The sequence below is a fragment of the Aetokthonos hydrillicola CCALA 1050 genome (assembly GCF_017591665.1).
Taxonomy (GTDB): domain Bacteria; phylum Cyanobacteriota; class Cyanobacteriia; order Cyanobacteriales; family Nostocaceae; genus Aetokthonos; species Aetokthonos hydrillicola.
Genome location: NZ_JAAKGC010000024.1, coordinates 1 through 14,255, shown reverse-complemented (window position 1 = coordinate 14,255; position 14,255 = coordinate 1). Strand labels below are relative to the sequence as shown.

Genomic DNA, 14,255 nt, shown 5'->3' with positions numbered 1-14,255 from the left:
TGATTGGCTGTATGCCAAACCAATTGCCAATTGTACAAGATTATAAATGGAACATTTAGCTATAAGTATCTCTAAGTATTGCCGAATTGGATCCTCTCAAACCTCGTGAAAATTCTTCAGTTTGTAAGGTGTTTTTAGCCTTATAAAAGCCTTATAATGACACAATTTATAAGCTCGTTAATGATTTTACATTTCGTTAATCTGGGTTGACTTTTCAATGTCGATTTGCGTATGATTCTTCGAAGTTGTCGTAAAATGTTCCATGGCTAGATCCCTTAGAGTTCAACAGGATTGCCTTGACAAAGTTAAATTGGCACTAAGATCTAACGGTTTTCCCAGTCAACGCTCTTTAGCTGAAGAAGTAGGATTTGCTCTAGCAACGGTCAATAACTTCCTGACAGGTAAGCCTGTCGACTACACGACATTTGAAGAACTCTGCCGGAAATTGGGACTGGACTGGAGAGAAATTGCCAATCTAAATTTTGAGGTTTCATCCAAAACTATAGACAAAAACCTTGAATCCCCTGAGCTGATCGATGTCAACCAGGACATGTCGCCGAGCTACCCGAATGGTCCAGTTCCTCTTGGCTCCCTTTTTTATATTGAACGCGCTCCCCTTGAAGAGCAGGTTTATCAAGAAATCAGGAAACCAGGAGCCTTAGTGCGGATTAAAGCGGCTAGAGAAATGGGCAAGACTTCTCTACTCCAGAGAGTTCTCGACTTTGGTAAACGTTTAGGCTACCGCACGATTAGCTTGAACCTAGATCAAGTTGACCAAGGAATCTTGAGCGATTTGAATCAATTTTTGCGTTGGCTGTGTGCCAATTGTGCGCGCCACCTTCAGTTAGAACGGAACTTAGACGAGTACTGGGATGAGGATCTAGGCAGTAAAATTAGCTGCACTTCATACTTCCAAGACTATCTACTAGAATCAATTGCGACTCCGGTGGTGTTAGGGTTGGATGAAGTGAATCAGATTTTTGAGCATCCTCAAGTGGCAAAGGATTTTTTACCTCTGCTGCGCTCTTGGTATGAAGAAGCCAGAACTTTGCCTATATGGCAAAAGCTCCGCCTGATTGTGGTTCACTCGACGGAAATTTACGTTCCTCTCCAGCTTAACCAGTCCCCATTCAATGTGGGACTGCCAGTTCAGTTAAACAATTTTAGTAAGCAGGAGGTACAGCAGTTAGCCCAACGTTACGAGCTTAATTGGGAAGATGGGGAGGAAGCTATGCAACTAATAGACATGGTGGGGGGACATCCTGCACTAGTGCAAATTGCTCTTTATCACCTTAGTCGTGGGAATGCAACTTTGGCACAACTGCTGGAAACTGCGCCCACACCGACCGGAATTTATTCCCATCACTTGCAGCGACATTTAGTCACACTGCAAGAACAACCAGAATTAGCCAGTACCCTTCTAGCAGTCATAAATGCTAATGAACCTGTGCGGTTAGATGGTATGCTGTCTTACAAGTTAAGTAGTTTGGGGCTGATTACTGAATCAGGACATAAAGCAATACCAACGTGTAAGTTGTATCAGCAGTACTTTAAGAATACTCCTTCCTAAATGTGCAAATCAACCCAACTGCGGTTAAAAATCAATTTATAAATACGGTTCTGGACTCTCAAAATTCCCTGTTGTTTGACTACTAAACCTGACAAGATCAATTCCTTTTCCTCTGGGCTGTCGACAGTGATAACTTCTTCCTGATGTAAAACTTGTCGAAAAATTTCTAGTAGTTGAACAGACTTGTTACTTCTGAGAATACGATCGCGGATGGTTCTCAAATGCTCTGGCTCATCCTGGGATTCCCAATTGTCTATTATATTCGTTCGCACTAAATTCTCAATCCAGGAGACTTCATCGCCATTGGGAATAGGAGATGAAGTATTGCGGATGAGTTTACAGAGTTTTTGGGTAAGAAAAGGCTGCCCGTTCGTCCAGGCTAAGATTTCTTTAAGCACGGTTTGCGGATTGCTCACTTTTTCTGCCAATCCTTGCAGCAAAGGTTGGGCTTCATGCTCTTTAAAGCCCTCAAGTTGAATAAACTGACCAATGTTAAAGGGGGTTGTTTGGATACTACTAATTAAATCTGAGGGGGTAGCAACACCAAAAAAAGCAAAAGTCAAACGCTGATACTGTGGATTGAGACTGCGCTGGTTGTAGCAGTAGCGAATCAAGGCAAAAAAGTCATTAACTGCGAAATTCAAACCTAAGACACTATCAATTTCATCGATAAAAATAACCAGTTGTTTGGAAGGAATGTCATTTTCTATCCCTGCTTCTACTAGCAGGACTTCTTCGATAAATTGATTTAACCTCTGAACTGGAGAAATACCATCTCGCTCTTTCCACCAAGCTTTTAGGTTAACTTTGCTTCGTAAACCCAAACGTCGCCCTAACTCAGAAGCTAATCCCTTATACCATTGATTTGGGGTAATATTTTCGGTGCCAATAAGGGTCATATCAATTGCCGCACAACAAACCCCTTCGTGCTGGAGGTAGTGAATCATGCGTACCATGAGACTGGACTTTCCCATCTGTCGGGGATTGAGAACGTAACAAAATTCTCCGCGTTTTAAAGCTTTGTAGAGGTAACGATCTGCGGAACGCACTACATAAGTGGAAGCATCCATCGGCAAACTTCCTCCCACTTGATAGTCAAAAGTGCTGGCTTGTTCATTACTTCTGAGTAACTCGTTTTCAAATAGCAGTTCTGCTTGGGTGGCTTTGAGAATTTCTAAAGTTTGTGACAGTTCTTGTGTGCGTTCTGAGACTTTTTGTTCTAGAGTCCGGCTATATCCTTCTATTTCATCTTTAGCTTGTTCTAGAGCAAGATTTTTGAGGGCTAGTTCTTGGGTATACTGAACCCGATCCGCTTCGGCTTGTTTGCGTTCGGTGATATCTTGAAAGGTAGCGATCGCATAAACAATTTGTCCCTTCTCATCGTAAACAGGGGTAGCTGATATTTCTAAAGGAATTGTTTTATCAACTTGGTGAATTTCTATATCATCCGTAGTCGTACTTTCGCCATTTAAGGCTCGTACAATGGGTTGTTGTTGAGTTGGGTATAATTGGTCTGTCCCTGCTAAATAAGCCTGATAGGTTTCGGTCAATTGATCAGTTGTTGCTCCAGTTACAATTCCCTTGCCAAGGATTAGCTGGGCAGCCTGATTTGCATAGTAGGGTTCGCCCTTAGCATTAAGTGCAAAGACACCTATGGGCATAGCTTCTAAAAATTGGGCTAATCTTTGCTCATTCTCATATAGTGCAACATAAAGTTGAGCATTTTGAAGAGAAATTGCGGCTTGAGAAGACAGGAGTTTTAGAACTTCTAGGCGATCTGGTGTAAAAGCACCAGTAGTTAAATTATTTTCCAGATATAAGATGCCGTTAAGCTTGCCTTGATTGAGTAAGGGTGTGCAAAGAAGGGATTTAGGTTGAGTGGCGACGATATATGGATCACGAACAAATTGTCCCTCATGGGCAGCATCATTTAAAATTACGCATTCCTGCGTGCGAGCAACATAGTTGATAATGGCAGATGACAAGAGGGGAAAGTGATTGGAGTCATCTACGAAGTCTACTGAAATTGATTGTAGTGTATTAACATGATCAGAATCTACTGTCCCTTCAGCTTCGATCGCCCATTTATTATCTTTTTCTAAAAGCAGAAAGCCTTTTTGAGCACCGCCATTTTCAATTACAGTTTTCATCAGCTTAGCCAGCAGTTGATCCAGTTTAATTTCCCTAGCTAATACGTGAGAGGCTTTGGTAACTGCCATCAGATCGAGTACTTGAGGATTTGTACCACCAGTAGATTCAGTTGTATTAATGCTTTGGTCTTGTTTTCGGTTGTTTATATCCATTAGAAACTGCGGATACTCCAATTCTAGGGCTTTAACTTTGGCTTTTGCACCCCAATGACTATAACAATGATAAGCATTTTTCAGATATAGTCGTCCTATTTCTTCTCTACCTATAGACAGATAAAATTCTGCTGCGCGTTCGTAAGCTATGGCTTCTTCGTGGATAAATTCCGATTTTTTAGCACCTTGAATTGCTTTTTCGTAAAGTTCTTGGGCTTGCCAATTTTGTTCCAGTACTCGCGCTTTCTCTGCTTCTACTAAATCGTATTTATTTTGAAAGTTGGCTGGGCAATCATTAGCCCATGTTTTCATGTTCTGCTGATTTTTTTCTATTTGTTCTAAGATTTTTTTTTGTTGCTCTAGATTATAACAATGATAATAACCGAGGAAGGAAAGAGAAGAGTATAAGTTATGCTGCGCTGCAGTTAAATATGAGCCAATACTTTCAACATGTTTTTCCGTCTCAATTGCATTATTAACAGCTTGAGATAAATCATTAAAATAATAGTTTACTATTGTTTTATTCAAGTAAAAAGTATATAATAACCATTGGTTATTATATATAGTATATTCTTGAATCTTTTTTTCTTCTTCCTGTTGAGAATCTCCGATTAACAAAAAGTTTTGATTTTTAGATTTTGTTGTTAAATTATCAACTGTCCTCTGACAAATCATTAAATACTCAGTTAAATATTTTTGTTTTGCTTTTTTCATTAACAAAAAATATTTGTTTTCATCATCTTTAATTTGTTTTAAATTATCTCCCCCAAAAAACTTTATCAAGCAATAATCTATAGATACATAACCAGAATGCTCATAATCTCCTATATTTATTCCTTTCTGAAAAGTGCTGAGTAATTTATCTTGCGCCACTTTTTCTTTTAGAAATATTTTCCAGTGCCAGATAAATCCATAATATACATGAATAGGTTGAGATTCTGATTGAGATCTATCAAATTTATTCAGCAATTTGATAGACAGTTCTCCGAATTTATATCCATAATCAATATGATTTATTACTCTACAAAGAAGTAGTCCATAGAAACTATAAGTAATAGATACTTGAGGATAATTTCCAAATTCCAAACAAAAATTAATTAGAGTTAGCATTACCAAAACAAATAATGAAAAGTTCGCAGTAAATGTGGGCGGTATCATTTGCTGTAAGATTTGTATAGCTGCTAGCTTATATTTGTCGGTTATTACAGGTAGATTAGCTAAATCTTCAATTTTTATATTTTGAAAAAGTGATTCAATATATTTCTGTTTTTGTTCTATTTTCTCATTTATATCGATAGTTCTGTCAGAAATATCTATCCCTAGTTTTGATAAAATCTCAAGAGCATTATCTATTGCACGTTGACTGTCTAATATAGCGAAATAATAAAATATCTTTATCTTATAAACTTCGATTGTATCGAGAATAGTGCTAGCTTGTTTTAGAATAGTTTCTGAAAAATCTTCAATTTGATCAAACTCAGTATTTAAGTAGAGTAATTCTAAAGTTTTTACATGAATTTCTAAAGTTAATTTATACTGGGTTTTCCAACTATTCAGTGATAATAATCCCAACCCAGTTTTTAAATATCTTAAGGCTGGTTGATAAGCTGTTGATTCTTTTGCTTTTTTACCTGCTCGAAGATTTAATTTAGCTAAATTATCTCTTTCTGAACGCTCAGTAATTAATTCAGAACCTTCATTTAGATGATTAACAATATCAAAAATATTTTCTTCTAATTCAGTTTTCTTTATATTTTTTAGAAGAAGACGACCCAGTTGCAAATGAAGTGCTTTTTTCTCTGCTTCTGGAATTAAAGCATAAGCCGCTTGCTGAACTTTGTCGTGCAAAAATTTGTAGGAGATATATTTGGGTATTTTGGGAATAAAAACAGAAGATATTTCTGAAGTATTTATTGATATTTCTTCCTGATTCCAAAGCAGAGGTATTTTATAGTCATTACTCAGAGGTAAAATCAAGCCTTCTTCTAATGCTGGCTGAAGTTCTCTAGCTGTAGTAAGTTGAGATTTTCTATTTACGACAGAGAGAAATTCTAAATTAAATTGATTGCCGATGCAGGCAGCTAATTGCAAAATTTTCTGAGTGTTTTCGTTTAGTTTGGTAATTTTGCTGATAGTTAGCTCAACAACATTATCAGTTATTCCTACTCCTTCGATTTGTTCAACATTCCAGTCCCAACAACTTTGATTGTGATCAAATAACAAAAGGTTTTCTTTGTACAAAAATTCGAGTAATTGAGTTAAGAAAAAAGGATTACCTTGAGTTTTATTGGTGACTAACTCTGCTAGAGGTTTTGATTTTTCTATCGAGCAATTTAAAGTATCAGTAATTAATTGGTTGATATTTTGAATTTCTAATGGTTGCAGCAAGATATTATTGACCCTAGCACCTTCTTTTTTTATTTGCTCTAAGGTTTGCATAAAGGGATGAGTAGCATCAACTTCATTATCTCGGTAGGCTCCGATTATCAATAGATGTTGGCTATCAGGATCGGTTATTAATAGCTCAATTAATTTCACAGAAGCTAAATCTGCCCACTGTAGATCGTCCAGGAAGATAACTAAAGGGTGTTCTTTTTTAGTGAAAATGTGAATAAATCTTTGAAAAAATAAATGAAATCGATTTTGAGCTTCAGTTGCTCCTAATTGCTCGACTGGCAGTTGTTTACCGATAATTTGCTCCAATTCAGGAATTATATCGATGATAACCTGAGCATTAGGATTCAATGCTGCTAAAAGTTCTTGTTTCCAAGTTTGTAGTCTCACCTCAGATTCCGTAAGTAACTGCCGTATTAAGTCTTGAAATGCTAAAGTGATTGCTGCATAGGGAATGTCTCGCTGCAACTGGTCGAATTTTCCCCTAATAAAGTACCCCCTCTGGCGTAATATTGGTTTATGAATTTCATTAACCAAGGCAGATTTGCCAATTCCTGAATAACCAGAAACCAGCATTATCTCACTGTTGCCTTGACTGACTCGCTCAAAAGTAGTTAATAGTTGAGTGACTTCTTCTTCTCTACCGTAAAGTTTTTCAGGGATAACAAAGCGATCGCAAATATCCTGAGTTGCTAAACAAAACTCGTCTATTTGCCCTAAACTCTCTAAGCGATCGCGACAGGTTTCCAAATCGGCTTTGATTCCCCAAGCGCTTTGGTATCGTTCTTCTGGAATTTTTGCCAATAATTTCATTACAATGTCTGAAACGGCTTTAGGTATTGGTTGAGATGTTAAATTTAACGTTTCTACAAGTTTATTGGGGGAAACAGGTTGTTGAGCAATATGACAATGAACTAATTCTATAGGGTCAGTAGTTGCAAAAGGTAGTTGATTAGTCAGCAATTCGTAGAAGGTAGCACCCAAGGAATAAAAATCGCTGCGGTAATCTATTCCTCGGTTCATTCTTCCAGTTTGCTCTGGAGCAATATAAGCTAAAGTCCCTTCTAAGCGCTCAATATTGCCAACTGTCTGATTTTCTCGCGATAACGAAGTGGAAATACCGAAATCGATAATTTTAAGTTGTTCGGTTTCTGGGTTATAAACGATATTAGAGGGATTAATATCTTTATGGATAATATTGGCAGCGTGAATAGATCCTAAACTCTCAGTAGTTTTAATGGCTATAGAGAGAAATTCTTTGAGAGTAAATTGGCGTTGGTTGGCTATTAATAGTTTTAAAGATGCACCACCAAAGTCTTCTAAGAGCATGACTAGACTATTTTTATACCGCTGCAAATCATATGCGTTAATAACTCCATCACTATTAAAGGAGCGGGTTACTTCATATTCCTGCTTATATCGAGTTAGTTCTGAGGGAGTTGGGTAGTTTTCCTTGAGAATCTTTAAAATAACATGTTGATTATCGGGTTTAAGAATGGCTCGGTAGACTAATGAATTAGCACTTTCATAGATTTTTTTAATAATCTGATAGTCTGTTTGAATTTTGTCTGGCTGCTGATTCATAGGAAGTTTGATAAAATCCTGGAATTTTTTTAGGCTTTCTAGGATTTTATCATTGTGGAGAAATTTTATGCTACATTTTTTATTAGCTGGAACTGAGTGGAATATAGGGATAGGGAGATCTAAAATATTTCACATCTGCTACATATTTGCCGGATGTGTCCCTTATAAAAAAGGGAAAATTCCCTCCCTTTTCCGGGTCTTTTTCTGCCTTTTCTGGGTCTTCTTTTGCATATGCCCATTCTCGAACCTCTTTTTCCGTGGCTTCCTTAGGTATAGGTGGATAGGGAATAGCAACCTGATAAGCTACCCAAGGTTTTTCTTGACTAATAAGAATCTCTTTGATATTAGCATTAAAGCTACACCAGTCTACTTCTAAAGTATATTGATCAGTGATTTCACCTGTGCTTAAAATAGGTTGGGAAATTTGGTGGTATTTACCTGTTCTTTTTCTTTCATAACTGTATTTACCTGTGCTTTCATAACTGTCATAATAGGCTTGTCCAGCTAATAACAGAGATAAACAACTTCCCTGCCAAGCTTTGCTGCCAGGAAAAATTATAAATCTTGTATTTTTACATCTTTCTTCAGGCCTTGAAGGCCAGTAGACATCGGGGTTATCAGGCTTCTCGATTTTGTCAGGAACATCTCCTCCACCAAAAAGAAAAATTTCTCTAGCAATGAGACCATCTAAAATTTCAGAATCAATAAGACCCCACTTACCGTCAACAAAATTCTTCCAGCACTCACTATTTTCCTCAGTCTTTCTCGCTTCCATATAAGACCACCAAGTTTTAGCAATCAACTGAGATATTTTGCGACTATGTAGTAGAGTCCGCATTGGAACATAAAAATTACCGTATTTTATTTCTTTATCATCTTCTAATGACTTGAGAAACTTTGGTGGAAAAACGACTCCTGGCGAAGGTAAATATGAGGATAGCAGATTGTCTGGCTCACCGCCTGTTTTAGGATAACCTTTTAAGTTCTTTTTTGTTTTTTCATCAAGTTGAAATAAATTGAAACTCGCTAGATCTTTAGGTTTTTTAGACGTATCTGAATCCGGTATTTGACTGTTATTAGATTCAATAATTCTTTTTTTCGTCAATATGGTCGTAGATATGTGCTTGTGTTTATTCTGAGGACATTCTGTACGGTCTACAGGTTCTACATATAGAATCTGGTAATAATCACTTTTAGGAAATGGCTCTGATAATATTGCTTGTTCGTTGTTTGATGCTGCTGTTAGTTCTGGTGAATAGCACATTGTCTTTTCCTCCTATATAATCTGTAATTCAAGACAAATTGTAAAAACGGCAAGAATTATCCCAAAGAATCTTTTGCACAGTTTCTTTCGATAATTTTTCCTCAAGCTTTACCATTTCTGCAACGATGTTCGGTTTATGATCCATATGGGGATAGTCCGAACCAAAGATTAAATTTTCCGTGCCAATATATTCAATCACCTGAGCCAGTAATGGTTCTGAAGGCTCTATGGCAATAAAGCACTGGCGACGAAAATACTCTGATGGCTTTATTTTCACATTATCATGAATCGTATCCTCCCAAGCTAAATTTTCATACTCTTCATCCAGTCGCCACAGCCAATAGGGAAGCCAGCCACAACCCGACTCCAGAAAAGCCACTTTCAGTTTTGGATGACGTTCTAATACCCCTCCTTCAATCAAGGCTAATAAAGCCATCATCTGTTCCATCGGGTGAGAGCAAGCGTGGGTAGCGAAACGAGTGTTAAACCTTTCTGTTCCAGTAGTTGGCAAACGGCTATGAGTCCCTTCGTGAATACCTACTGCTATTCCTAGTCGCTCGCATTCTGTCCAAAATGGCTCGTAAGCAGAGTCGCTTAATAATCTTCCTTTTACGGGGTTAGGGCGTAAAAACACTGCTTTCCAGCCAAAATCGACAATTCTATGCAATTCATCCACCATTGACTCTGGCGCGTGCAGATTAATTGCTCCCACCCCCTTCAGTCTATCTGGATCGTAGCTGCAAAAGTCTTTTAACCAATTGTTGTAAGCGCGGGTAAAAGCGCCAGCAACTTCCGGTTGCATAGTATCGATCGCCCAAAGCCACAACCCATAAGTTGGATAAAGGAATGCCAGATCGATCCCCATCTGCACCATCTCTTGAACGTGGGACTCGACATTGTAGCCTTGGAAATAAGCATTAGGATGAGCTTCCATCATTTGCTTATTCCCCTTATCTCGAACTTGCCTAGAGACTTTTTTTACAATGTCTTCCCCTTGAATTTTCATGTCTGCTGAGGGAGCAAACTGTTTAAATTCTGGTTCGAGATACTCAGCCCACATACTGGGAGGCTCAATTACGTGGGAATCCGCATCAATAATCGAATATCCGTTTAACATCATCTGTAATCAATCTGTCTCAGAATTGGGAGTTGGTGCGTAACGCTAAAAGTTTGATTCCTACGCTGAAATTTTTTCGTAGCTTTACACAGCTTACAGTTATTACGTGTCAGTTGCGTTAGCCCTGTTTTTTTGGAGCAATCGGAATCGGTGAAATAGCCTTGATGATACTACTAACAATGTTTAAAGCCTTATCTATGTCTGATAAAAAATTATCAAAATCCTCAATTTTACCAGCAGACTTATTAAGACGATCTGTAGCTTGCTCAATTTGGGAACGAGGACTGTCAGGATCCTGGTTGAGAAGCTTTTCTTGAATTTCTTGCTCAAATATCTTACCCATTATCTTACTTTTTATTCTTTCCAATTCTTCCAATTTATCATTTGCTTTTTGCAATTCTGAATTATTAAGGTTTACATAATATGGAGATTCTTTAGCACGAGTAATTGCTTCATCTACAGGGTTAAGGATATTTTTTAAGTTTTGATTATTAGCCATAATTTACCTTTCCTTAATTTCCAAACGGTTAGATTGTTAATTAATCTTGAATTTCCTGAAGTAGAGGGGTAACTTTGTCAATGTATTCCTTGGTCGCTTTCTTAGCTTGCTTTAACTCTGAGCTAGTAATTTCTTGATTCCAGGAATCATTCTGTCTATCAATACCTTGAACATTTTGGCTTTCACGGTTGGAGCGATACTTATCACATTTTTGAATTTGTTTAGGTGAAATTTCCTCCTGATTTCCATTGAAAATGCGTTTCAATTTGTGATGAAAATCTGCGGTAGAACGAATAGTTGCTACATATGCCGCACCCTCCTTTTTACGTTCAATAACTTTGTTAATTTCTGCTCGCTGTTGTTCTTCTAAGAAAGTTTGTCTTTCTTGAAGTGTGTTAAAACCTTGTGGATTATCTTTTGAGTCTGATAATTTTGTTAATTGTGGATTCACTTGACCTATATAGTAACCAAAATATTTATTAATATGTTCGATTTCTGTATCAAGTGAATAGTTTGTATAGGATAAATCAATGAGATTGGACAGGCTTGCAGAATATTCCTGAATATCTTTATCTGTGCAGATAATAGCGAGTTTCAAATTACGCCGCCGAAAATCATTCACTAGAAGATTAGTAATAAAATCAACAATCTGAAATCCTGCTTTACGAGCATTTTCCTTAATTATTGTCTGCCCCTTGACGTTAATATTGCCTAAAGTTTCTGAAATTTGGTTGATCTTAGGACTAAAGCCATTTTCATTTTTGGTCGCTAAATTTCCAACTGCTGCAACATAATTGACTAAAACACTGCCAGCAATTTCGGTATTTTGTGAATTGCGACGGAATTGGTCATTACACGTATCTAATTGTTTTTGCTGATTTTCTCGACTCTTGGCTGTTCCTAGAGCTATCCAACTTGCAGATCGAGCGCAGGAAGCATAAATATCAGCCGATATTTTCTTGTTAGCGTTTGCTAGGCTTTCGGATAAAGCAGCAAATGACTTAGCTGCTACTAAATCGTCATTTTTGCAACTACCAAGAAGAAAGTAAATAGGAATTAAAGCTAGTATTACTTTAGGTCGCATAATTTTTCAATGAATCTTAGGGCATGTTATCAATTAGTTAAAAAAGAACTCGCTGCTTTTATTCTTTCCTTCAGGTTGTGACATTTGAGGGTACGGAATGTGAGCTTCAATCGCAATGAATTACCCCTCACATCCACATGGGAAAAGAGTTGAGGTGCTCTTCTGACAGTGGTTTTGGCAACCAACCCATTGTCACCGGAGCCTGATAAAGCCGTCCTGGCGCTAACCTTTTCCACATATGGCGCATTCCAGGAACGATTACCTTGGCAACGTGAAGTCCTATATCGGGACGAGTCTGATCTAAAACCAGCATTTCTAAACCATTGTTCTCAACGATTTGTTGACAGAGCTTGACATCTTCGAGTAAATCGTCAGTTGCCATTTGGCGATAATCGCCACTGACTTTAGCAGCAATTCTCTGGCTTGGAACTAAATAAGGTTGATTGCTTAAAGTTGCGGTTTTCCACCAATCTACTGCCAAGGGATCTGCTGACGGGGGATATTGAGTACTTCCATCAGCTTTGGAAAATAAAACGTTAGGTAAAATTTGGTTTACTTCCGTTAAGGCTCGACTAATAGCAATCCTGGCATCGAAATGAGCGCCATAACCCAAAACAATATCTTCTACTTCGCGATCGCTCCGCGCGACCCCCTTGGGATCATCGCTTCTGCGACTAATAGCAGCAAAGACAGGAATATTGAGATCGCTAGTAATATCTAAAACCCAAAGTTCCCGATTAATAGTTTGATAATATTGCTTTAGACTGTGAAAATAAGGCTCGTCGAAACTATCTAAATCAACTTGCGGCTTTTGCAGAGAGTTATACCACCATAAGGCGACAGCATCACGCTCTACTAACTCCATAAACCCTTGCAGAATAGCTTCTTCGATAGTGTTACCCGCCGCGCACCCATTGGAATCAGCCCAACAGTCGGGTTTATAGTCCGCTTGATAGCCATAATAGCAGTAAGCCGTTGGCAGATACTTAAATTCCTGATGGGTTAAAGACCAAACAGGAGTCCAGTCAATTTCTCTTTCCTCATCAAAAGGTTCGGGGACTTTTTGAAACCAGCCTTGACATTCAACATTCCATTGCTCTCTATTTTGGTATTGTTTTTGACTAAAGTTCATGCAAGCATTGGGGTGAATCGCTTTATCCCCCATTTGTTGGTAACTGGCTTTTTCTCTAATTTCATACCCTTGAAACACCCCAGAATATCGCTCGATCGCTTCGCAGAAACCACTAGCTCTAGCTTGAGAATCAGTCCTACCTTTCCCTGCGCTTCTTCCCCCTAAATTTTGGCGCAAGCCGTTGAAATCATCAAATATACTGTGAAAATGATGTTTGGCAACGTAGCTGTGAGTTAATCCATTCCCAGGAATTTTATTCAGTTCTCGCACAACCCCGGTAATGGGGCTAATATGATGTTGATATTTCCTGAGAGTTTCTTGTGGCGAACAAATACGGTGTCCTCCATCGACTGTAAAGGTTTTTTGGCGGTGTCCTAAAACAACCGGTAGGGGGTTTTTGGTTAACTTATTTACCATCTCTCCACAGCTAGAACATTGAGGACGTTTCACCCAGCCATGATTTTGAGTTTGCAGTGCGATCGTATCGTAAGCGATTAGATTGTTTTCTAATTGTTTGTTTTCCCCTTGGACAATCCATTTAAACACCTCAGTGGCTGCCATTCCTAATGCAGTTTGTACAGTAGATGCCAAAAACCCTAAAGGAGGTGTTAAAGAAGGAGAAATGGGCTTTTGTCTCTGAATAAACCCTTCAATTGGTCTGTTATCTCGCAAACGCTTGGCTAAACATTCCCAACACCCAGTTTTTTTAGGATCAAATAAAGGGCCAAGCCAGACTATTGTTCCCAATGGTTTAACTAACATCCAGGGAGATTGGGATTTTAAAGCTTGTTGATTGAACTCATCTAACTCAGGCGCGAGATAGTCATCAGTTAACACTACTGTCAAGTCACCAACGTCTGCTACTTGAATTTGGAGAGATTCAAGCACAGCAATCAAATCAGATGCAGCAACCAAACCTAATGCTTTTACTGCTACCTTAGTTGATCGCAATCTTTGATGGGCTACTGTGGGAGCAATATTAAGATGATGACAAAAAATATTTAAATGCGATGGTAAAGAGTGATCTGGTTTGACAAGATAACCCTTTTGTTCCAAATGGAACAAAGCATATTGGGCTTTAATACTGACATTGAAAACTTCTTGGAAAAAGGTAGCAGCTTCTTCAAAAGATTTTGGATCTTGCAGTAGAGACTTTTCAATGGTGTCAAGAATTTCATCAATACTGAGATTGCTATCGATTAAACCAGCTAAACTACAAGAAAGGCGATCGCTTAGCCAAATTGTCTCCCTTTCTGATAACAAAAATACTTGTTCAGGTTCTATAGTTGCAACAGAATAACAGGGGTT

The 14,255-nt window shown here is 38.1% G+C and carries 7 protein-coding genes; 1 reads left to right on the top strand and 6 read right to left on the bottom strand.

The annotated features are described in order from the left end of the window. Window positions 1–262 precede the first annotated feature (262 nt). Window positions 263–1,570 carry an AAA-like domain-containing protein gene (locus G4P69_RS14390; RefSeq protein ID WP_208350432.1) on the top strand — a complete coding sequence of 436 codons (1,308 nt, stop codon included), beginning with the start codon at window positions 263–265 and terminating at the stop codon, window positions 1,568–1,570. Here G4P69_RS14390 and G4P69_RS14385 read toward each other — a convergent pair. The 6 genes from G4P69_RS14385 to G4P69_RS14360 form a co-directional block, all read right to left on the bottom strand. Beyond that, window positions 1,567–7,851: an AAA family ATPase gene (locus tag G4P69_RS14385; RefSeq protein ID WP_208350431.1), complete on the bottom strand. Its 6,285-nt coding sequence runs from the start codon at window positions 7,849–7,851 to the stop codon at window positions 1,567–1,569. The genes G4P69_RS14390 and G4P69_RS14385 overlap by 4 nt on opposite strands. A gap of 82 nt (window positions 7,852–7,933) precedes the next feature. After that, complete coding sequence (locus G4P69_RS14380) at window positions 7,934–8,956, bottom strand: hypothetical protein (RefSeq protein WP_208341448.1); 1,023 nt, start codon at window positions 8,954–8,956, stop codon at window positions 7,934–7,936. Window positions 8,957–9,143: 187 nt separating this feature from the next. After that, window positions 9,144–10,235 carry an amidohydrolase family protein gene (locus G4P69_RS14375; protein ID WP_243902355.1) on the bottom strand — a complete coding sequence of 364 codons (1,092 nt, stop codon included), beginning with the start codon at window positions 10,233–10,235 and terminating at the stop codon, window positions 9,144–9,146. A gap of 115 nt (window positions 10,236–10,350) precedes the next feature. Further along, complete coding sequence (locus G4P69_RS14370; protein ID WP_208341447.1) at window positions 10,351–10,731, bottom strand: hypothetical protein; 381 nt, start codon at window positions 10,729–10,731, stop codon at window positions 10,351–10,353. Window positions 10,732–10,771: 40 nt separating this feature from the next. Then, window positions 10,772–11,815, bottom strand: coding sequence for a hypothetical protein (locus tag G4P69_RS14365; RefSeq protein WP_208341446.1), 1,044 nt, complete (start codon window positions 11,813–11,815; stop codon window positions 10,772–10,774). A gap of 127 nt (window positions 11,816–11,942) precedes the next feature. Then, the coding region (locus G4P69_RS14360; RefSeq protein WP_208350426.1) for a TOMM precursor leader peptide-binding protein at window positions 11,943–14,255 on the bottom strand (2,313 nt) is incomplete at its 5' end.

Excerpts from the sequence above, each read along its gene's own strand:
- G4P69_RS14390 (WP_208350432.1), top strand. The coding sequence starts at position 263 with ATGGCTAGATCCCTTAGAGTTCAACAGGATTGCCTTGACAAAGTTAAA.
- G4P69_RS14385 (WP_208350431.1), bottom strand. The coding sequence starts at position 7,851 with ATGAATCAGCAGCCAGACAAAATTCAAACAGACTATCAGATTATTAAA.
- G4P69_RS14375 (WP_243902355.1), bottom strand. The coding sequence starts at position 10,235 with ATGATGTTAAACGGATATTCGATTATTGATGCGGATTCCCACGTAATT.
- G4P69_RS14370 (WP_208341447.1), bottom strand. The coding sequence starts at position 10,731 with ATGGCTAATAATCAAAACTTAAAAAATATCCTTAACCCTGTAGATGAA.
- G4P69_RS14365 (WP_208341446.1), bottom strand. The coding sequence starts at position 11,815 with ATGCGACCTAAAGTAATACTAGCTTTAATTCCTATTTACTTTCTTCTT.